17 protein-coding genes are annotated in these 20887 nt (G+C 70.2%); 7 read left to right on the forward strand and 10 right to left on the reverse strand.

The features are described 5' to 3' along the window. The first annotated feature begins 2 nt into the window (after positions 1–2). The 4 genes from O7601_RS06545 to O7601_RS06560 all read left to right on the forward strand — a co-directional run bounded on the left by O7601_RS06545 (position 3) and on the right by O7601_RS06560 (position 6908). The gene (locus tag O7601_RS06545) at positions 3–1319 is read left to right on the forward strand and encodes a metallophosphoesterase (protein ID WP_281565324.1); all 1317 of its coding nucleotides are present in this window, start codon (positions 3–5) and stop codon (positions 1317–1319) included. A 61-nt stretch (positions 1320–1380) separates the two neighbouring features. Continuing rightward, positions 1381–4599 (forward strand): UvrD-helicase domain-containing protein, encoded by a 3219-nt coding sequence (locus O7601_RS06550; RefSeq protein ID WP_281565325.1) that lies wholly within the window; start codon positions 1381–1383, stop codon positions 4597–4599. A 144-nt stretch (positions 4600–4743) separates the two neighbouring features. Continuing rightward, positions 4744–5532: a flagellar basal body protein FliL gene (locus O7601_RS06555; RefSeq protein ID WP_281565326.1), complete on the forward strand. Its 789-nt coding sequence runs from the start codon at positions 4744–4746 to the stop codon at positions 5530–5532. A 134-nt stretch (positions 5533–5666) separates the two neighbouring features. Further along, positions 5667–6908, forward strand: a complete 1242-nt coding sequence (locus tag O7601_RS06560) for an ATP-binding protein (protein WP_281565327.1) — start codon at positions 5667–5669, stop codon at positions 6906–6908. Between the two features lie 176 nt (positions 6909–7084). Here the strand turns inward: O7601_RS06560 and O7601_RS06565 are convergent, their stop codons facing one another. Beyond that, a complete protein-coding gene (locus tag O7601_RS06565; protein WP_281565328.1) occupies positions 7085–7285 on the reverse strand; it encodes a DUF397 domain-containing protein in 201 nt (66 codons plus the stop codon). Next, positions 7276–8043, reverse strand: a complete 768-nt coding sequence (locus tag O7601_RS06570; protein ID WP_281565329.1) for a helix-turn-helix transcriptional regulator — start codon at positions 8041–8043, stop codon at positions 7276–7278. The genes O7601_RS06565 and O7601_RS06570 overlap by 10 nt, the downstream gene beginning before the upstream one ends. Before the next feature lie 246 nt (positions 8044–8289). On the opposite strand from O7601_RS06570, the gene O7601_RS06575 reads away from it, so the two are divergent. After that, the gene (locus O7601_RS06575) at positions 8290–8580 is read left to right on the forward strand and encodes a hypothetical protein (RefSeq protein WP_281565330.1); all 291 of its coding nucleotides are present in this window, start codon (positions 8290–8292) and stop codon (positions 8578–8580) included. Between the two features lie 41 nt (positions 8581–8621). On the opposite strand, the gene O7601_RS06580 is transcribed toward O7601_RS06575, so the two are convergent. From O7601_RS06580 to O7601_RS06590, 3 genes are all read right to left on the reverse strand, one after another. Beyond that, positions 8622–10076, reverse strand: coding sequence for a polysaccharide pyruvyl transferase family protein (locus tag O7601_RS06580; protein ID WP_281565331.1), 1455 nt, complete (start codon positions 10074–10076; stop codon positions 8622–8624). Between the two features lie 101 nt (positions 10077–10177). Beyond that, positions 10178–11632: a polysaccharide pyruvyl transferase family protein gene (locus O7601_RS06585; RefSeq protein ID WP_281565332.1), complete on the reverse strand. Its 1455-nt coding sequence runs from the start codon at positions 11630–11632 to the stop codon at positions 10178–10180. 105 nt (positions 11633–11737) lie between these two features. Continuing rightward, positions 11738–12283 (reverse strand): N-acetyltransferase, encoded by a 546-nt coding sequence (locus O7601_RS06590; protein WP_281565333.1) that lies wholly within the window; start codon positions 12281–12283, stop codon positions 11738–11740. A 138-nt stretch (positions 12284–12421) separates the two neighbouring features. Here O7601_RS06590 and O7601_RS06595 point away from each other — a divergent pair, with 138 nt between their 5' ends. Then, positions 12422–12967, forward strand: coding sequence for a DoxX family protein (locus O7601_RS06595; RefSeq protein WP_093409410.1), 546 nt, complete (start codon positions 12422–12424; stop codon positions 12965–12967). 234 nt (positions 12968–13201) lie between these two features. After that, positions 13202–14644, forward strand: a complete 1443-nt coding sequence (locus tag O7601_RS06600) for a glycosyltransferase 87 family protein (RefSeq protein ID WP_281565334.1) — start codon at positions 13202–13204, stop codon at positions 14642–14644. Between the two features lie 8 nt (positions 14645–14652). Here the strand turns inward: O7601_RS06600 and O7601_RS06605 are convergent, their stop codons facing one another. The 5 genes from O7601_RS06605 to O7601_RS06625 form a co-directional block, all read right to left on the reverse strand. Further along, positions 14653–15072 (reverse strand): molybdenum cofactor biosynthesis protein MoaE, encoded by a 420-nt coding sequence (locus O7601_RS06605; protein ID WP_281565335.1) that lies wholly within the window; start codon positions 15070–15072, stop codon positions 14653–14655. Further along, positions 15066–16322, reverse strand: a complete 1257-nt coding sequence (locus O7601_RS06610; RefSeq protein WP_281565336.1) for a molybdopterin molybdotransferase MoeA — start codon at positions 16320–16322, stop codon at positions 15066–15068. Before O7601_RS06610 ends, O7601_RS06605 begins: the two co-directional genes overlap by 7 nt. Positions 16323–16331: 9 nt before the next feature. Further along, positions 16332–16814 carry a MogA/MoaB family molybdenum cofactor biosynthesis protein gene (locus O7601_RS06615; RefSeq protein ID WP_281565337.1) on the reverse strand — a complete coding sequence of 161 codons (483 nt, stop codon included), beginning with the start codon at positions 16812–16814 and terminating at the stop codon, positions 16332–16334. After that, positions 16811–17302 (reverse strand): cyclic pyranopterin monophosphate synthase MoaC, encoded by a 492-nt coding sequence (gene moaC / locus O7601_RS06620; protein ID WP_281565338.1) that lies wholly within the window; start codon positions 17300–17302, stop codon positions 16811–16813. The genes O7601_RS06615 and moaC overlap by 4 nt, the downstream gene beginning before the upstream one ends. 240 nt (positions 17303–17542) lie before the next feature. Then, positions 17543–20632, reverse strand: a complete 3090-nt coding sequence (locus tag O7601_RS06625) for a BTAD domain-containing putative transcriptional regulator (RefSeq protein WP_281565339.1) — start codon at positions 20630–20632, stop codon at positions 17543–17545. Between the last annotated feature and the right edge of the window lie 255 nt (positions 20633–20887).

The following is a 20887-nucleotide window of genomic DNA, read 5'->3' on the forward strand; positions in this document are numbered from 1 at the left end:
ACGTGTTCGCGGTACTCGGCTTCGTCACCACGCTGGCCGTGATCACCGGGTTGATCCATCTCTACCTGTGGAAACGCCTGGTGAAGGACACCACCACCGCCGGGCGCTGGCGGCGGGCCGGCACGGTCACCGCGGTGGTGCTGGCCCTGCTGGTGCCGGCGACGATGGTCGGCACCCGGGCCGGCATGTACTGGCTCGCCTGGCCGGGCTACCTCTGGCTCGCGCTGATGTTCTACCTGCTGGTGCTGCTCGTCGTGCTGGAAGTCCCGATGCTGGCGACGCGGCTGGTGCTGCGCCGCAGGTCGGCCCTGGTCACCCCGGAGCCGGTCCTGGTCGGCCCGGCCGTCGCGCCGATGGCTGCGCCGTCGGGCGATCAGGCAGCCCCCGCCGATGAGCCGGACGCGCCGGCTTCACCGGCCCAGCCGACCGTCGACGGCACGACGGATCGACCGGTCGCCGGCGCCGTCGGCCCCGACCACGATCCGGGCCGCCGCCTGCTGCTCGCCCGTGGCGCCGCGATCTTCGCCGGGCTCACCGCCACCGGCCTGGTCAGCTACGGCGTACGCACCGCGCTGGGGCCGCCCCGGCTGGACCGGGTGCAGATCCCGCTGGCCAAGCTGCCCCGCAGCATGGACGGCCTGCGCATCGCCACCGTCTCGGACATCCACATCGGCCCGCTGACCGGCCGGGCGCACACCGAGCGGATCGTGGCCGCGATCAATCGGCTGGACGCCGACATCGTCGCCGTGGTCGGCGACCTGGTGGACGGCACGGTCGCCGAGTTGGGCGACGACGCCGCACCGCTGCGCGGCCTGCAGGCACGCCACGGCAGCTACTTCGTCACCGGCAACCACGAGTACTACTCCGGAGTGGAGGAGTGGGTGGCCGAGGTCGACCGGCTCGGGCTGCGAGTGCTCCAGAATCGGCGACTGGAGATCGCCACCCGTGGCGGGGTCCTCGATCTGGCCGGCGTCAACGACGTCTCCGCCGTCGGCGACGGCGTCTCCGCGCCGCCGGACTACGACGCCGCGTTGGGCGACCGCGACCCGTCCCGACCGGTGGTGCTGCTGGCGCACCAGCCGGTGGCGGCGCTGGAGGCGGCCCGGTACGGAGTCGATCTGCAACTGTCCGGCCACACCCACGGCGGTCAGATCGTCCCCTTCAACCTGCTGGTCCGGCTCGAACAGCCGGTCGTCTCCGGGCTCGGTGAGGTGGACGGGACGAAGGTCTACGTGACCAACGGGGCCGGCTTCTGGGGGCCGCCGGTACGGGTCGGCGCGGAGCCTCAGGTCACCCTCGTCGAGCTTCGTTCGGCATAGCGCAGCTCACCTCCACGCGTGGCGGCGCGCGGGAGCGCGGCCGGTCGTGGCAGGATGCGGCGTGCCCCCGTTCAGCCCCGTACCCCCCGGTGGCCTTCCGCCCTTCGTCGCGGACCTGCACATCCACTCGAAGTACTCGCGGGCCTGTAGCCGTGACCTGACCCTGCCGAACCTCGGTTGGTGGGCGCGACGCAAGGGCATCGCCGTACTCGGTACCGGCGACTTCACCCATCCCGCGTGGTACGACCACCTGCGGGAGACCTTGCACCCGGCCGAGCCGGGCCTGTACCGGCTGTCGCCGGAGGCGGAGCGGGACATCGCCCGTCGGCTGCCGCCCCGGTTGGCCAGCGAGGCGGAGGGCGATCCGGTCCGCTTCATGCTCAGCGTGGAGATCTCCACCATCTACAAGCGCGACGACCGGACCCGGAAGGTCCATCACCTGATCTATCTGCCGGATCTGGACGCGGTGGGCCGGTTCAACGCCGCGCTCGGCCGGATCGGCAACCTCGGTTCGGACGGTCGACCCATCCTCGGTCTGGACTCGCGCGATCTGCTGGAGATCACGCTGGAGGCCAGCGCGGACGGGTATCTCGTGCCGGCCCACATCTGGACCCCGTGGTTCTCGGCGCTGGGCTCGAAGTCCGGCTTCGACGCGATTGCCGACTGCTACGCCGACCTGGCCGACCACATCTTCGCGGTGGAGACCGGGCTCTCCTCGGACCCGGAGATGAACTGGCGGGTGGGCAGCCTTGACCGCTACCGGCTGGTCTCCAACTCCGATGCCCATTCGCCGCCCGCGCTCGCCCGCGAGGCCACGGTCTTCGCCTCGGCTCGGGACTACTTCGGCATCCGGGAGGCGCTGCGTACCGGTGCCGGGCTGGCCGGGACTATCGAGTTCTTCCCGGAGGAGGGCAAGTACCACGCCGACGGCCACCGGCTGTGCGGGGTGAACTGGGCACCGGAGCGGACCCGGGAGGCCGGTGGGCGCTGCCCGGAGTGTGGCAAACCGCTGACGGTGGGCGTACTCAGCCGGGTCGAGGAGTTGGCCGACCGGCCCGAGGGTCACCGGCCGCAGCACGCCCCCGAGGTGACCCACCTGATTCAGCTCGCCGAGATCCTCGGCGAGATCAACAAGGTCGGTCCGCGCTCCAAGCGGGTCGAGGGGAAGCTGACCGAGTTGGTCGCCGCGCTCGGCCCCGAGCTGGAGATCCTGACGCGCGTTCCGCTGGACGAGATCGGCCGGGTCGGTGGCGAACTGCTCACCGAGGCGATCGGCCGGCTGCGTCGCGGCGAGGTCCGCCGGGTGCCGGGGTACGACGGCGAGTACGGCGTGATCACCCTGTTCGACCCGGTCGAGCTGAGCGGCGGTGCCGGCGTGTCCGCCGGGCAGGAGACGCTGTTCGACGTGCCGGTGCCCGCGCAACGACGGGCTCCGGAGACCACGACGAGGATGGGCGCTGCGACGAAGGCTGCGGCCGGTGTGAGGCGTCCGTCGGCGAAGCCCGAGCCGAAGCGCAAGCCGGTGTCCCCGCCGCCGCCGATCGCGCCGGCGCCCTCCCCGCACGAGCCGTTCGAACCGATGCTCGCCGGCATGGAGGAGGTCGGCACCGGCCTGCTCGACCGGCTCGACGCGATGCAACGGGTGGCCGCCTCGGCGCCCGGTGGCCCGCTGCTGATCGTCGCCGGTCCGGGTACCGGCAAGACGCGGACGCTCACCCACCGGATCGCCTATCTCTGCGCCGAGTTGAACGTCTTCCCCGAGCGGTGCCTGGCCATCACGTTCACCCGACGGGCCGCAGAGGAACTGCGACACCGCCTCGACGGCCTCCTCGGCCCGGTCGCCGAGGACGTCACCGTCGGCACCTTCCACTCGCTCGGGCTCACCATCCTGCGCGAGAACGCCGAGGCCGCCGGCCTGCCCGACGGCTTCCGGATCGCCGACGACGCGGAACGGGCCGCCGCGCGGAGCGATGCCGGGGACGACCCGGCCCGCTACGCCGCGCTGCTGCGCAAGCAGGGCCTGGTGGACCTGGACGAGCTGCTCACCCTGCCGGTGACGCTGCTACGGGAGGACCGGAAGCTGGTCGACAGGTACCGGCAACGGTGGCAGTGGATCTTCGTGGACGAGTACCAGGACGTCGACGCCGTGCAGTACGAGCTGCTGCGGCTGCTCAGCCCGGCCGACGGGAACCTGTGCGCGATCGGCGACCCGGACCAGGCGATCTACTCGTTCCGGGGTGCCGACGTCGGGTATTTCCTGCGCTTCTCGCAGGACTTCATCGACGCCCGCCTGGTCCGGCTCAACCGTAACTACCGGTCCTCCGCGCCGATCCTCGCCGCCGCGGTGCAGGCCATCGCGCCGTCGTCGCTGGTACGGGGTCGCCGGTTGGATCCGGCCCGGCTCGACCCGGAGGCACCGCTCGTCGGCCGGTACGCCGCGGCCTCCGTCGCCGACGAGGCCGACTTCGTGGTACGCACGGTGGACGATCTGGTCGGTGGCCTGTCCCACCGGTCGCTGGACTCCGGTCGGATCGACGGACGGTCGACCACGCTGTCCTTCTCGGACATCGCGGTGCTGTACCGCACCGACTCGCAGGCCGCGCCGATCGTGGACGCCTTGGCCCGGGCCAACGTTCCGGTGCAGAAGCGCTCGCACGACCGGCTGCGGGACCGTCCCGGGGTGGCCGCCATCGCTCGCGAGCTGCGGCACGCCCCCGGTGTCGAGGGTGCCCTGCCGGCGCGGGTGCGCCTCGCCGGCCAGGTGCTCGCGGACCGGTTCGCCGCCCCCACCCTCGACGGGTCCGGTGGGGTACGCCCGGAGGATGTCCGGACCGCCGTCGACCTGCTGACGCCGTTGGCCCGGCGCTGCGGTGACGATCTGGAGATGTTCCTGTCGCAGCTCGCCACCGGCGCCGAGGTGGACGCGCTCGACCCGCGTGCCGAGGCGGTCACGCTGCTGACCCTGCACGCCGCGAAGGGGCTGGAGTTTCCGGTGGTATTCCTGGTCGGTGCCGAGGACGGGATGCTGCCGCTGCGCTGGCCCGGTACCACGCCGGACGAGGCCGCGGTGGCCGAGGAACGACGACTCTTCTTCGTCGGGTTGACCCGTGCTCAGGACCGGCTCTACGTCAGCCATGCCGCCCGCCGGGTCCGGCACGGTTCGGAGCGGGACTGCCGCCCGTCGCCGTTCCTCGACGTGGTGGATCCGGGCCTGTTCGAGCGGCTCGGCGACAGCGAGGGACCTCGGCGACCCAAGGACCGGCAACTACGTCTCATCTGACGAGGAGGCGATCGGGTTGCCGACCGGTCGGGCAGTGTGGCACCGGTGACCTGCCGTAGGCACTACGGTGACGGTGACGGTGGCGGTGCCGGTGGTCGACCGATCACCCATCGACTTGACGGGATGGCTCAGGAGGGCGTGCGCATGGCGAACTACGGACCACCGGGCCCAGGCCCGCAGCCGTGGCACGAGCCGCATCCTGGCGAGCAGCCATGGCCCGAGCCGCAGCCCGGCCAGTGGTACGGCCAAGACCATGGGTACGGCCAGGATCACGGGTACGGCCAGGATCACGGGTACGGCCAGGACCACGGCAGTGGTCAGCGCTACGGGTCCGGCGAGTCCTACGACGCCGGGGGGCACGGCGGCGGCCCGTACGGCACGACCGGTCCGGGACACCCCCCGACGGGACCGGATACCTGGGCGCAGTCCGCCTACCAGCCCGACGCGGAGACCGGGTACGCCGGCGCACCCACACCACCGCCGCGGCGTCGGCGTGGCCGGATGCTCGTCGTGCTGGCGGCCGTGCTGGTGCTGGTGCTGGGCGGTGCGGCGGCGTTCTATGTGGTCGGGCGGGACGACCAGCCACCGAACCCGGTGGCCGCACCGACCGAGGAAGTGGCGTCCACAGCGGACCCGCAGGACGGGGAGACCCCGCCCGACGATCCGGCCGCCGCACCGTCCGCCGACCCCCGTTTCGTGCAGGCCGGGCAGTGCGTCCGCAACGACGCCGCAGCCGGCGGCAAGCCCAGGCTGCTGCTGAGTGAGTGCGCGCCGAGGTCGTACGAGGTGCTGCGGCGTTTCGACGGCAAGACCAGCGGCGAGCGTGACGCCGAGGACAAGTGCGCCACGGTCGACGGCTACACCAACTGGTACTTCTACGACAGCGAGTTGGACTCGCTCGACTTCGTGCTCTGCCTCAAGCAGCGCGGCTGACGACCTATCACCAAAACTAGTGCTGTCTAGCCTCCACGCTAGACAGCACTAGTTTTTGGTCGAGGGCAACACGCCGGTACCGCCGTCTATCCATGTCTAGCCTCTCCTCTAGACGGCCCGATACTCTGCGATACGTGGATCCGGTCCGCAACCCGTACGCGCCGGGCGCCGGCCAGCGTCCGCCCGAACTCGCCGGGCGGGGGCGCGAACTGGATGTCTTCGACATCGTGCTGGAACGCATCGCCCGGGGTCGACCGGAGCGCAGCCTGATGCTCACCGGGCTACGCGGCGTCGGCAAGACCGTCCTGCTGAACACGTTGCGCTCCCAGGCGATCAACCGGCTCTGGGGCAGCGGCAAGATCGAGGCACGACCGGATCAGTCGCTGCGCCGACCGATCGCCGCGGCGCTGCACATGGCCGTTCGGGAGTTGGCGCCGAGACACCGGGCACCGGAGCGGATCGACGCCTTCCTCGGGGTGCTCAAGGCATTCGCCCAACGGGGCGCGCCGACCGGCCGGGGTGGGGCGGCTCCGAAACTGCGCGACCGTTGGCAGCCCGGCATCGACGTACCGGCGGCCAGCGGCCGGGCCGACTCCGGTGACATCGAGATCGACCTGGTGGAGCTGCTCACCGACGCCGCCTCCGTTGCCAGCGATGTCGGCACCGGCGTCGCCGTCTTCATCGACGAGATGCAGGACCTCGGGCCGGAGGATGTCTCCGCGCTCTGCGCCGCCTGCCACGAGCTCTCGCAGCTCGGCGCGCCCCTGATCGTGGTCGGTGCCGGCCTGCCGCACCTGCCGGCGGTGCTCAGCGCGGCGAAGTCGTACTCCGAGCGGTTGTTCCGCTACCAACGCATCGACCGTCTCGACCGGATCGCCGCCGACCACGCGCTCTGCGCGCCGGCCGAGCGGGAGGACGTCGAGTACGAGGCGAAGGCCCTCGACCTGCTCTACGAGAAGTCCGGCGGGTATCCGTACTTCGTGCAGGCGTACGGGAAGGCCACCTGGGACCACGCCCCCCGGTCACCGATCACCCCGGCCGACGTACGCGTCGCCGCGCCGGAGGCCGAGGCGGAGTTGGCCGTCGGCTTCTTCGGCTCCCGCTTCGAGCGGGCCACCCCCGCCGAACGGGAGTACATGCGGGCGATGGCGAATCTCTCACTTGTGGAGACGGAGACCGACGGCGGTGGCCGGGACGACATGGACGCCGCGGTGCCGACCTCGGAGATCGCCCGCGCCCTCGGCCGCAAGCCGGCCAGCCTCTCCCCAGCCCGGGATGCGCTGATCAAGAAGGGGCTGATCTACTCCGGGGAGCGCGGCACGGTCGCCTTCACCGTCCCGCACTTCGGCCGCTACCTGCGCACCCAGCCCGCCTGACCCAGCCCGACAGCCGCCCGATCTGTGGCAGCGGAGCTGCCCTGGCGTCGGCGTGTCGAACGCCGGCACTGCCACAGATCCGGGCCAGGGGTAGGAAGGGTTGGCAGGGCGGGCAGCGGGTCGGCGGCAGACAGCGGGAAGCCCTCGGCCGGGCGGCCGGGGCTTCCCGAGGTGCCTCAGGCGGTCGGGCGGGCGGCCTTCGCCAGCTCGACGAAGCCGCGCCACGCCACTGGTCGGAAGCTGAGCGTGCCGCCGGCCCGGTCTTTGGTGTCCCGGACCAGGACCACGCCGGGAAGGTTGTCGGCGACCTCGACACAAGCGCCGCCGTTGTTGCCGCTCTTGCTGCTCTTGCGCCACTGCGCGCCGGTCATGTCCATGATGCTGCCGCTTCCCTGAGGAGTGTCAGGGACTGCGTCCGTGGCAGCGCCTCGCCACGGATGCGTTCCCACCTGCGGCCCAGGGTAGCAATGTCGGCGGACTGATCGACGATCTTCGCCTCGGTCTGGCTGTCCGCGTGCCCGAGCACGCTGCCGTCGTCCAGCTCGGCGAGGATGAAGGGCCCGCCCAGCCCGGCGTACATGCCGACCGACGCGGGCACGACATGGATCGCCGTGGTGGGCTGCGCGCCGCACGTCACCAGGTGCTCGCACTGCTCCCGCATCAGCGCCCGGTCGCCGTACGCGGACCGGCGCAGCACCAGCTCGTCCAGCACCACGACAAGCATCGGCGGGTTGTCCCGGCGCAGGATGGCCTGCCGCTGGAGGCGCGCCTCCACCAGCCGCCCGATGTCGTCGGCGGTAAGCGTCTCCCCGGCCAGCGTGGCCCGCGCGTACGCCTCGGTCTGGAGCAGCCCCGGCACCCAGGCCAACTCGAACCAGCGCAGCGCGACCGCCTCGCGCTCGATGTCGACCCACCGCCGGAACCACGCCGGCTCGCGCCGCTTGAGGACGTCCGGCCACAGTTCGGTCACCTCCCGGCCGAGCGCCTCGGCGACCCGCCTACGGGTCTGCGGGCGGGGAATGCGTCCATGGCTGGCCCACCGCGCGGCGGTCTTCGGGTCGACACCGACCCGCGCCGCGAGGGTGTCGGCGGTCTCGCCCGCCTCGGTCATTGCTGTCACGACGGCACGGTTCACTCGCACGATCCTTCCTGGACGTTCGGGGACACTCAGCATCCACTCCGATACGCGGTGTATGCGGCAGACACACGACGGAAGGGTGGAAATCAGGACGGCACGAGCCAGTGGAGACTCCCCCGAACTCGCTGGACGTGCTTGTCGGGGCCGCCCCGCCGGGCGAGCACCTCCCGGGGCGGCCCCTCCCAGATCTCCTGGTGACGAGGAGGCACGCGTGCCCGCACGACAGCCCCACCGCGATGGCCGGTGACCGGCCGGCGGGAGGACGGCACCCCGACCGTCCCGCCCGGTGTGTACCTGCTGACCCGGGCAGCATCCCCGCAGTTCCACGCGCCGATCATGGTCCGGGTGATCCGCGAGCTGACCGACCGGCACCCGCCGCACGGTTGGACGTGGCTCGACTGCTACCAGCTGGACAGGCACGGGGACGCTACCGAGAAGCGCCAACTGTTCGTGATGCCGGCCGGGATGCGCCAGGTCGACGTGCCACCGGTCCCGTACGCCTCCCGACGCTCCCCGGCGAGATCAACCCGGTGAGCCGCCCGGAGTCCCATCTCGGAACCGGCGTACGCGCTCGCTCAGGGCCGGCGGCGAAGCCGATCGGCGAGCACCCGGCTGCGGTGCAGCGCGGACCGCACCGGGACCGGCAGATGCCGCCCGGCGGCGTGGCCGGGCAACCGTTCACCGGGTGCCAGCCCCTTGCGCAGCGCTCTGGTGTGCGGGAAGGGGATCTGCGGCTGGTGCGCCTCGCGCAGCGCCTGGACGCCGCCGAGCGAGTACAGCTCCGCCACCCGGGCGATGATCCGCTCTCTGGCCTCCGGATCGGTGGTCATCAGGGTGGTCACCGGCGGCGGCAGGCCCGCAGCGGCCAGCCGGGCCTCGTATCCGGGGTCGGCCTTGCCGGGCTGGAAGATGTGTTCGACGCCGTTGCGCTCAAGGAAGCCGGCAAACCGGTCCCAGCGCTGCGCCTGCCCGTCGTTGAAGGCGGTGTAGTCGGCCCGGTCGTAGAGGTCGGCGGCGTCGACCTCCGGCTTCAGGTTGGGCAGCAGACTGTGCGGGATGTCGTGGTACCGGGCCAACTCCAGGGTCCGGCTGTCGTGCGCCAGCACGTACGCGGGCGTGCCGGCGGACAGCGCCACGATGTTGCCGTGGATCCGGGTGCCGAAGGAGAACTCGCGCTCGGCGAGGTACCGCATCCAGGTCGAGGCGTCGACGAAGAACCGGATGCGGTCCTCCCGGTAGAGCTGGTGACCGGTGTGATGCGGCAGCCCTCGGCGCACGTTTTCCGGGTTTGAACCCCACAGCAGCAGTTCGAGCACCTCGTCGCCCTGCGGCACGTAGACCATGTTCGGGTAGCGCTTGGCATGCCGGGTAGCGATCCGGTCCATCAGCTTCACGTACGGCGAGATGTTGATCGTGAAACGGGTCTCAGGGGTGATCCCGGGCACCCGCTTGTCGATCCGGAGGTTCGGGCCGTCGCGGAACAGCGACGGGCAGCCCACGACATCGACCACATCGTCACCGAAGCCCAGCTCGGCGAGGTAGGCGCGGGTGAACTCACCGCGTACGCCGATCGTCGCCGACCTGTCGAGCACCGCGCTGACGAACCGGCGCACCGCCACCCGCAGCTCGTCGGTCGGCGGCGGAAACGGGTCGTCGAGGCTGCCCGCGCCGCCCGCGACGCCGACGCCGACCACCACTACCGGAATCCGCAGCCGCTCGATCACCCAGGTGAGGCGCTTGAGATTCTCCAGAAAGCTCAGCCGGAAGGCATTTGCCAGCGGCACCACGAACATGTCGAACTGCTCGTTGACCCGGTCCACGTACGCGCGGTCCAGGCCGGGACGTTCGCTGAGGAAGGAGTTGGACACCACCTCGGTTCCCGGCACGCTGATCAGCTTGTGCACCGCGTCGGCGAAGACGAGGTTGCCGACGTTGCGCCCGAAGATGCCCTGCTTGTAGAGCGCGAGAGAGAGTTCCGGGCTCACCGGGTTGAAGGGATCCTTGGCAGAACGCAGCAGCACGCGAGGCATCTGGTCATCTCCACGCCGGTAGGTGTGGGTCGGCCGACATTTTCGATGCTAACAACGCACCGGCCGCCCTGCCCGTTGCGCGAGAGGGATCAGACCTGCCGTCAGGACTGGCGGCGGAGCCGACCGGCGAGCGCGCGACTGCGACGCAGCGCAGACCGCACAGGTGCCGGCAGGTGCCGCACTGCGGCAGGTACGGGCCGCCGCTCGCCGGTCGCCACCGACTCCTTCGGCGCAGCGGTGTGCGGGAACGGAATATGCGGCTTGTGTGCCCTCCGCAGCGCGCGCAGGCCACCCAGCGCGTAGAGTTCCGCCACCCGGGCGGTGATCCGCTCCCTGGCCTCGGGGTCGGTGGTCATCAGGGTGGTCACCGGCGGCGGCAGCCCCACGGCGTCCAGCCGCTTGTCGTAGGCGGGGTTGGCCTTGCCCGGCTGGAAGATGTGCTCGATGCCGTTGCGCTCCAGGAAGCCGGCGAAGCGGTCCCAGCGCCGCGCATGCCCGGTATTGAACGCGGTGTAGTCGGACTGGGCGTAGAGATCCGCGGCGTCGACCTGCGGGCTCAGGCCGGGAACCATGGTGTGCGGGATGTCGTGGTACCGGGCCAACTCCAGGGTCCGGCTGTCGTGCACCAGGACGTGGGCCGGCGTCCCGGCGGCCAGCGCCACGATGTTGCCGTGGATCCGGGTGCCGAAGGAGAACTCGCGCTCGGCGAGGTACCGCATCCAGGTCGAGGCGTCGACGAAGAACCGGATGCGGTCCTCCCGGTAGAGCTGGTGACCGGTGTGGTGCGGCATCCCCGGTCGGACGGTGTCCGGCTGGACCCCCCACAGCAGCAGCCTGAGGTCGGTGTCGTCCTGCGGGACGTAGACCATGTTCGGGTAACGCCCGGCGTGCCGGGTCGCGACCTCGTCCATCAGCAGCACGTACGGCGAGATGTTGATCGTGAAGCGGCTTTCCGGCGTCAGCTCGGCCACCCGCTTGGTGATCGTCAGGTTCGGGCCGTCCCGGAACAGCGACGGACAGCCGACGACCTCGACCACGTCGTCACCGAAACCCAGCTCGGCGAGGTAGGCGGCGGTGATCTCGCCGCGTACGCCGATCGTCGCCGACCTGTCGAGCACCGCGCGCACGAACCGGCGCACCGCCCCGCTCATCTCGTCGGTGTCCGGCGGGAAGGGGTTGTCGAGGCTCCCGCCAGCGCCCGCGACGCCGACGCCGACCACCACTACCGGAATCCGCAGGTTCTCGATCACCCAGGTGAGACGCTTGAGGTTTTCCAGGAAGGTCGGCCGGAAGGCATTTGCCAGGGGCACCACGAACATGTCGAACTGCTCGTTGATCCGGTCCACGTACGCCTGGTCCACGCCGGGCCGTTCGCTCAGGAACGAGTTGGACACCACCTCGGTCCCCGGCACGCTGATCAGCTTGTGCACCGCCTCGGTGAAGACGAGGTTGCCCACGTTCCGCCCGAAAATGCCCTGCTTGTAGAGCGCGAGGGAATGCTCCGGGCTGACCGGGGTGAAGGGGTCCTTGGCAGAGCGCAGCAGGACGCGGGTCATCGGGTCGGAGCCTCCGGGTGCGGGATGCGAGGGGTAGCCGAAAGTTGCTCGATGCTAGCCAACCCCGTCGTCGCCCGCCACCTGCTGCCGGTCGGTCAGCCGGGGTCAGACCTTCGACCAAGGCGGCGGGAAGACGACCTCACCCCGGGGTGGCGACGGCTCACCGCTGGTGGTCGGCGGAAGGATCAACGCCTGCCACGGCTCGCCGAGGCCGGACCAGGGACTGGTCAGGCCCAACTGGTCCGCGCGGCTGAAGCCGAAGCGCCGGTAGTAGGCCGGATCGCCGAGGACGACCACCAGTCGCTCACCGAGCTCGGTCGCCGCCTCCAGGGCGGCCTGTACCACCGACGTGCCGAGCCCGATCCGCTGCCGGTGCGGTGCCACCGCAACCGGTCCCATCGCCAGCGCTGGCGTGCTGGCCGTGCCCGAGTTGACCAACACCCGGGTGAGCAGGGCGCAACCGACGATCTCCCCGCCGTACTCGGCGACCATCGCCAGCTCCGGCAGCCACGCGTCGCTGCCACGCAGCTCGTCGACGAGGCGTACCTCGGGCGGGACGGCCACGTCGGGCCGGGCGAAGGCTGCGGACAGCACCCGGCGGATCGCGCCGGTGTCGGCCGGGTCCTCGGGTCGCAGCCGCAGGGTCGTCACGCGGCGTAGGGTACCCCGGAAGACACGTCCATCCGCGACGGTCGTCGAACCCGGGCGCGGCGGCACCCTACGCACTCGATCGATCGACATACCCCGTTGCGGGGCGTAGTAACGCCCCGGACAGGGTATGACTGTTCCATGACGCCCGTACGATCCCTCGCCCGCGCCATGTTGAGCGGCATCTTCGTGGTCAGCGGCGCCCGCAACTTCGCCAACCCCGGCCGCCTGGCACCCACCGCGAAACCGGTCACCGATCGGGTGACGCCGCTGCTGGAACGGGTGCATCCGCAGCTCCCCACGGATACTGAAACCCTGATCCGCGCCAACTCGGCCGTGCAGTTCGGCGCCGGGCTGATGCTGGCCACCGGGCGGTTCACCCGGCCGGCGGCCCTGGTGCTGGCCGGCACGCTGATCCCGGTCACCCTCGCCGGGCACCCCTTCTGGCGCAACGACGACCCGATCGCGAAGAACAACAACCAGATCCACTTTCTGAAGAACCTCGGTCTCTTCGGTGGGTTGTTGCTCGCCGCGGCGGACACGGAGGGTAAGCCCGGGCTACGCTGGCGGGCCGGTCACCGCATCGGCCACTCGCGACGGTCGGTACGCCGCGCGGTCCGGACCGCCCGTCGGGAGGCCCGAATCGCCGTGCGATCGGCCTCCGCCGCCCGGCGGCTCCCCGGCTGAGCCGTACGCGTCCCACCTCACCCCCGCTGAGCTGCGATCCAACCACCCCCACCCCGGCTAAGGCCGCGAATCACCTGAATCGCCCGGTAGGCGTTAACGCGGTGGAAATGTCAAGAGAATGTGTGGGATCGGACACGGTCGCATAACGCAGGAGGCACTGACGTGAGGCGCCGTTCTAGGCTCCGTACTGGACCTGGACGGGTAGGACGACCTTGGTACGGGGGTGGCCACGCCATGCCGACGATCGTCGGTAGAGGGCTGGACCGCCTCGCCACAGTCCGCCGCGTAACGCGTGGGATCGATCGTAGGACAGTCGTACGGGCGGGCATCGTCGCCGCCGTCGCCTACGCCGCATGGCTCGCCATCGGCGCTTTCGGGCGTCCGTACAACTTCTTCGACATGAAGATCTACCACGGCGCGGTGGTCTGGTGGGCGAGCGGTCACGAGCTGTACGAGTTCGTCGCACCCGACACAACCCTGGGTTTCACCTACCCACCGTTCGCCGGGTTGGCCATGCTGCCAATGGCGCACCTGCCGGTCACCCTGGCCGGTCTGGTCAACGCCGCGGTGAGCATCGCCGCCCTGGCCGTGGTGCTGGCCGCGCTGCTGCGCCCGATCGTCGACCGGCTGGGCTGGCCACTGTGGTACACGGTGGCCATCGCGACGCCGCTGGCCGCCGCCATCGAACCGACCCGGGAGACCCTCGGCTACGGGCAGGTCAACCTGCTGTTGTTCGCCCTGATCCTGGCCGACCTGGTCGCCCTGCGTTGGCGGTCGCGGCGCGGCACCCACCAGGCCGAGGGCGACGGCCCGCTGCTGCGGTTCATCTACGGCGGCGCCTGGGCCGGCGTGGGCATCGGTCTCGCCACCGCCGTCAAGCTGACCCCGGCCCTGTTCATCTTCTATCTGATGATCACTCGACAGTGGCGGGTGGCCGGCACGGCCATCTGCACCGCCGTCGGGGTGACCATCGGCAGCTTCGGCATAGTCGGCGCGGAATCCCGCGACTACTTCGGCGGCGTGCTGTGGCAGACCGAGCGGGTGGGTGCCGCCGACATGACGCCCAACCAGTCGCTGGCCGGGCTACTGGCCCGGCTCTACGACTCGATCGAGACCCCCGGCCTGCTCTGGCTAGCCTTCTCCGTGCTGGTGTTGGCGCTCGGCCTGTCCCGGGCGTCCAACGCCCACTCCGACGGCGACGAACTGACCGCCTTCACGCTCGTGGGCCTGACCGCCAACGTGATCAGCCCGATCTCCTGGACGCACCACCTCGTCTGGGTGATCCCGGCGATCATCGTCCTGGCTGACGCCGCGATCCGTCGGCACGACGCCAGCCGGGGTCCTGCCGTGCGATCCGCGTCGACGCCGTACGGCGGCCCGCCGGGAGTCTCCACTCTCCGCCCACCGATCTGGTACCCGACGTTGACCGGGTTCCGCCACGGCTTCGCCGCCATCGGGCTCTACCTGCTCTTCCTGATCTCCCCGATCTGGCCGTACGAACACCAACTGCCGGAGGTCTCCCACTACCAGGACGGCCTGTTCGGCGCGTTGATGGAAAACTCCCTGGCACTGGCGCTGATCCTGCTGGTCGCCGCGCTGCCCTGGCGGCCCGGCGCGGAACCGGCGTTCCACACCGACCGTGCGGCGCGCGCCTCGATGCTGTACGGACGGCGGTAGGCCACCGGTCAGGGGCAGTTGACCCATTCCTCGGTGCCGTCGGTGAAAACCTGCCGCTTCCAGATCGGCAGCCGGGCCTTCACCTCGTCCACCAGCCGGGCGCAGGCAGCGAACGCGGCGGCCCGGTGGGCGGTGCTGACGGCCGCCGCCAGGGCCACGTCGCCGATGGCCAGCGGGCCGATCCGGTGCGAGACCGCCACGGCGTACACGTCGGGGTCGGCGGCGACCTCGTCGGCGACCTCCTGGAGCACCTTCTCGGCGTTCGGGTGGCCTTCGTACTCCAGGTTGGCCACCGACCGTCCGTGGTCGTGATCGCGCACCACCCCGACGAACGACACCACCGCGCCGGCCCGCCGGTCGGCGACCGCCGCCTCGTGCGCGGCGAGATCCAGTGGCTGGTCGGTGACGCTGCTGATGACGGTCACCATGCCCGCTCCCCGGGTAGCAGCGGCAACGGCACGATCGGAACCCGGTCGCCCACCGAGCCGGTGGTGCCGGGGTCGATCACCGCGAACCCGTCGGCGGTGGCGAGCCCACGCAGCATTGCCGAACCGACGTGCCGGACCGGGTGGGCTGTCCCGGCGAGCCGGTCGAGTCGGACCAGCGCCAGATGGGTGTGGTCGCCACGACCGGCGACGGGCTCGGCGAGAACGGCGTGCGGAAGCGTTGGCAACGACCGACCCGCGAGCCCGGCCAACAGTGGGGCGACCAGCGACACCAGTGCGATGACAGCGGACTGCGGATTGCCCGGCAGCCCGGCCACGAACCGGACCTGCCCGTCGGCGCCGACCAACCGGGCCAGCAGCATCGGGAAGCCGGGACGCACCGCGACCGTGTTGACCACGTACTCGGCGTCCAACGACGCCAACGCCGGGTGCAGGTGATCGACCGGGCCGTGCATGGTGCCACCGGTGGTGCAGACCAGATCGGTGCTGTCCAGAGCGGCCCGCAACGCCGCCACGTGGGCGGGCAGCGTGTCCGCGACCGGGCCGACCACCGCGTTCGGCGCCACCTGGCAGCCGTACCGACGCAGCCAGCCCGGCACCGCCGGGCCCAACGCGTCGCGGACCCGCCCGGCGCCCGGCGGGCCTGCCGTGAGCAGCTCGTCGCCGAAGACCAGCAGCGCGGCCCGGGGCTGCCGGCGTACCCGCAGCGTGTCGTGGCCGCAGGAGGCGGCCAGGCCGATCACCGCCGGGTCGACAGGTGTCCCGGCCGGCAGCAGCTCCTCACCGGCGGTGGCCTCCTCGCCGGGTTGCCGCCACTCCGGCGTGGCGCGTGGCACGCCGTCGACAATCCCCTCCGGGGTACGCGTCGACTCCTCCACCCGCAGCACCGCCGAGGCCCCCGCCGGCACCATCGCCCCGGTGGCGATCTCCACAGTCGTCCCGTCCTCGGTCAACGGGGCGGGCGCACCACCGGCCAGGACGCGCCCGACGACCCGCCACGGGCCGGCACCACGCACCGCCCATCCGTCCACGCTCGACGTCGGAAACGCCGGCAGGTCGGTCCGGGGCGTGAGCGGTTCGGCGAGGGTGTGCCCGTCAGTCTCGGCGAGGGGACGCTCGACGGCGGGCAGCGCGGCGGCCAGGCCGGCCGCGTACACCAGGGATCGGGCCTGCGCCCAGTCGGCCGGTGGTGGCGCGGAGACCTCGTCTATGGAGGCGGTTTCCGTTCTCACCGGCCGAGCCTAACCGGCCGACAGGTGGTCGCCACCACGCAACTGGTCGATGGTGTGGGCCAGAATCGGACCCAGCACGGCGAGACCGTCCCGCGCTCCGCCGGTCGAGCCGGGCAGGTTGACCACAAGCGTGCGGCCGGCCACACCGGCCACCCCGCGGGACAGCACGGCGGTGGGCACCTTGTCGCGGCTGTGCGCGCGGATCGCCTCGGCGATGCCGGGAATCTCGTAGTCGAGCAGGACCCGGGTCACATCGGGAGTGCGATCGGTGGGGGTGACCCCGGTGCCGCCACTTGTCAGCACCACGTCGACGCCGTCCGCCACGGCCGCCCGGACCGCCTGGCCGACCGGCTCGCCGTCCGGCACGACCACCGGCTCGCCCACCGTGCAGCCCAACTCACGTAGACCGGCGACGAGGAGCGGGCCACTGGTGTCGGCATAGACACCGGCAGCGGCCCGGTTGGAGGCCACCACCACCCGGGCGCGGATCACGACCGGTCCTCCGGGCGCTCCCACAGACCGGTCTTGCCACCCTCCTTGCGCAGCACCCGGACCGCGTCGACACTGGCCGCCGGATCAACGGCCTTGACCATGTCGACAAGTGCCAGCCCGGCGACGGCGACAGCGGTCAGCGCCTCCATCTCCACCCCCGTGCGGTCAGCGGTGCGGGCGGTGGCGGTGATCTCGACGGTGTCGGCGGTCAGCGCCAGGTCGACGGTGACGCCGTGCAGCGCGATCGGGTGGCACAGCGGGATCAGGTCGGGAGTACGCTTCGCCCCCATGATCCCGGCCAGCCGGCCGACCGCCAGGGCATCGCCCTTGGGCAGACCCTCCCCACGCAGCAGATCGATCACCTCGCGGGTGGTCCGCAGCCGGCCGGCGGCCGTCGCCACCCGACCGGTGGCCTGTTTCGCGGAGACATCGACCATGCGTGCCGCGCCGGCGGTGTCGACGTGGGTGAGCTGGGCGGGTTCGGTCACGGTCGCGAGCCTATCCCTGCGGTGTGACAGGACCGTTCCGTAGCTCGGAAGGAGCGGCGCGGGGACGCCGCCCCTTCCTCACCAGCCTGCCTCGGGCTGCTGGGTATACCCGGCGGCAGGGGTCGCGACGAGATCCGGCAACTGTCGGATCTCCCCCCGTCGGCGAACATCCGGCAGGCTAGCGACCCCAGCGATAAGAAACCGATAAGAAGCCTGACCTCAACCGGCCGGCTTTGATCGTCAACCTACGTACGGCCGGGAAAAGCTCACATCGGCGACCGATGCCGACCCGCGCATGGAAGGCTCCTGGGCTGCGGATTCGGTCAAGCGTCGGGCGACGTCCACCCGCTCCGGCACTCCCATTCGTCGGAAAATCGCCAACGCCCGCGCCCACTGTCGACGCGCCTCCGTCGGATCGATCGTCCACATTTGCTCGGCCAGTCCAGCCAGGGCGCGCCCCTGTTCATAGGGGTGAGCTATCCGAGTGGCCACTCGCAGCGCCTCGCGGTGCAGCTCGATCAACCTCGCGGTCTCCGCAGATCCGGCGAGAGTCAACGCGAGGTCGTTCAGAGCGGCTGCCTCCACATGAGGTTCGCCGGCATCGACCGCCATTCTTCGGGCCTCCTCATGCTCAAGCACCGCTTCATCGATGCGCCCGAGACCACGTAGGGCGACCCCGAGGTCGTTCCGGACCTCAGGTTCCGCGTAACGGTGTCCGGTGCGTCGTCGCAGGACGAGCGCGGTCCGCAACGCTCGCGCGGCCACGTCGTACTGCCCCATGCGGCGCTTCACCGCACCGATATGACCGAGCGCGTTGAGAATGTGAAACTGACTGCCCAGCTGGCGTCCGAGGTACAGGTGGAGGCGGTGCACGCGCAGGGCCTCGTCGTATCTGCCGAGCAGCGCCATCGCGAGACCGAGGTTCGGCAGGTGGGTGGCGGTCTCGTGAGCGTCCGAAATAATGCTCTTCCGCTTTCTTTCCAACGCCACGGCTACTGCCTTTTCAGGCTCACCGAGAATCCAGTAGATTGCCACCAGATTAGCCTGATAACGCGCGAGGTTTATTCGGTCGCCGCAGCGCTCACAGATCTCGACGGCCCTCTTCAGATGAGCCAGTGCGCCAGAATAGTTGCCGGTCCGCAGATAGGCCGAGGCGAGATAGTTGTGCATGACGGCCATGGCTCGCTCGTCGCCGACCTTCTCTGCGGCTGCGAGCCCTTGAAGGCTGGTCACGACAATATCGTCATAGCATCCCCGAGTGTATAAAAAGCGCCACAGGATCCGCGCCAACTGCCACGCCTTCTGGCAGAATTCCCACTCATGCGCCCTACCGACAAGCAACACGAGGTTGCTCCGTTCGAGCTCCATCCACTTCTCGGCGGAGTCGCTCTTCATCTCGACGAGGTCGGGTCGACGCGGAGCATCGAGAGTGACATGAAGGCGGGTACGGCTCAATTCGAGGTCGTCAGCTACAGAGAACGAGAGATGCAGCATCAGATCAAGAAGGTCTGCCAGCGCCGACCTTCGCTCATGCACCTGGTCTGTCCGGTTCGACAGATCGTGAGCGTAGTGCCGAATGAGGTCGTGCATCCGATAACGTCCCGCCGTCAACTCCTCGATGAGGTGGGAGTCGAGCAGTGCGTCCAGCACGTCGGCGGTGTCGTCAAGTGACAGGCCGGACAGCGCGCTGGCGGCCAGCAGGCCGAACTCGTCTCCCGGATGCACGCTGAGCAGTCGGAACAGTCGCTGCGCGGGCTCGTTCAGCAAGGCGTACGAGGCGGCGAACGCACCAGCCACACTCCGATCCCCTGAGGTCAGGTGATCCAGCCGGCGGGCCCTGCTTGCCAGTAGCTTTGCCAGATCCGCCACTTGCCAGTTCGGACGATGCGCGAGTCGTGAACCGGCAAGCCGAATCGCCAACGGCAGGCGACCACAGCTTTCCACCACCGCTGCTGCCGCCTCGGGCTCCGCAGCCACCCGCTCCGCCCCTGCCGTAGAGGCCAGTAGTGCGACGCCCTCCGCCGGCTTGAGCAGCGGCAAGGACACCGGCGGATCGACATCCAGCCCGTTGATCCGCCGACGCGAGGTCACGATTACCAGGTTTCCCGGTGCCGTGGGCAGCAGAGGCCGGACCTGCGCGGCGTCGGCCGCATTGTCCAGCACGATGATCACCCTCCGACCAGCCAGATCGCGGCGCCACCGGTCGAGCCGGTCTCCGGGGTCCGGCGGTATCCGGCCGGCGGGCGTGCCAAGTTGCCGGAGCAAGGTCGTCAGAGCCGTCGGGCGGTCCAGCTTCTCGGCAGGGTCGTGGCCTTTGAGGTCGATGAACAGTTGGGCGTCCGGAAATCGGGCGGCAAGCCGGTTGGCGACGTGGACCGCAAGTGTCGTCTTGCCGCTGCCGGCCATGCCGTCAACGAGGTGCACCGTGCAGTGCTCCTCAGCCCGCAGGGTCGCGGACACCAGGTACTCAACGGCGTCCGCACGGCCCACGAAGTCCGGAACCGTCCTCGGGAGGTACGAGAGCAGTCGTTGCTCCTGGTCGACGGCCTCCCTACCCGGTGCTCCGGCTGGGTCGGCTCGGCGAGACTGGCCGTCGTGCCGGGCGATGCGGCGATACAACCGTTGCAGTTCCTCCCCCGGCTCGACGTTCAGTTGCTGACGCAGGGTTCGACAAGCTGTGGTGTAGGCCGCCACGGCACCGGCGGAGTCTCCCCGTAGGTGGAGAGCCTGCATGAGCAACAGGTAGGCCGGTTCGCGCAGCGGATGCCTGGTAAGCAGCTCCCGCAGAACCGGCAACGCCTCGTCATGTTGATTGAGCCGGATCTGCAACTCGGCGAACAACTCGGTGGCCAGCAACCGATCCTCGGTCGCGGCGGCCACCTGGGCGGAGAGCCGAGGCCCCAGGGCGATCCCAGTGAGCATCGGCCCACGCCAGCGGGCGAGAGCTCGGGATACCAGTCGCACCGCCTCCCGCTCGTCGGCTCCGACGAGTTGCCGCGCCTCGGTCACGTCTTCGCGGAAGGCACAAAGGTCCACGTCCGAGCACTCGACATCGAGTCGGTAACCGTCCCGAGAGCGGATCAGCACCTCTCGATCCGGAAGCATCGCCTCAAGACCGCGTCGCAAGTTAGCCGCATAAGTACGGACATTCGGTATTGCTGAGGGAGGTGGATCTTCGAACCACAGTTCGTCGACGAGTTGTTCGACCGACACCAACTCTCCCGCGTTGCACGCGAGCATGGCCAGGACGGTCTGCTGCTTTGGCGTTCCAGGCGGTAGCGCCTGCGAGCCGAGGCGTACCGCCAGACCGCCGAGAACCTGAATCTGCACCCGGCCCCTCTGACCGCATTCAAAGGATCACTGTATGCAGCTTAACGCCATCGCCACCCGGTAGGTTGCAGCGATCAGCGACAAGCTCAACCGAAGCGGCGATGAAGTCAATAGCGGCTCTGTGGACACTTGATTGACCGCATTTCAGCCCACCAGGAGCGGAACCTGCCCTCCATTGAACAGCCAGTCAAGAGGGTAAGACGGACCGTGATACAACATCTCCATATTGGCCTATTATGCGCATTAGGACATGAA

This window comes from Verrucosispora sp. WMMD573 (assembly GCF_027497175.1).
GTDB lineage: Bacteria > Actinomycetota > Actinomycetes > Mycobacteriales > Micromonosporaceae > Micromonospora.

Bases quoted from the DNA above. Each gene is read 5' to 3' on its own strand.
- O7601_RS06580 (WP_281565331.1), bottom strand. From the start codon at position 10,076: ATGCCTCGCGTGCTGCTGCGTTCTGCCAAGGATCCCTTCAACCCGGTG.
- O7601_RS06605 (WP_281565335.1), bottom strand. From the start codon at position 15,072: ATGGTGACCGTCATCAGCAGCGTCACCGACCAGCCACTGGATCTCGCC.
- O7601_RS06565 (WP_281565328.1), bottom strand. From the start codon at position 7,285: ATGGACATGACCGGCGCGCAGTGGCGCAAGAGCAGCAAGAGCGGCAAC.
- O7601_RS06600 (WP_281565334.1), top strand. From the start codon at position 13,202: ATGCCGACGATCGTCGGTAGAGGGCTGGACCGCCTCGCCACAGTCCGC.
- O7601_RS06555 (WP_281565326.1), top strand. From the start codon at position 4,744: ATGGCGAACTACGGACCACCGGGCCCAGGCCCGCAGCCGTGGCACGAG.
- O7601_RS06595 (WP_093409410.1), top strand. From the start codon at position 12,422: ATGACGCCCGTACGATCCCTCGCCCGCGCCATGTTGAGCGGCATCTTC.
- O7601_RS06585 (WP_281565332.1), bottom strand. From the start codon at position 11,632: ATGACCCGCGTCCTGCTGCGCTCTGCCAAGGACCCCTTCACCCCGGTC.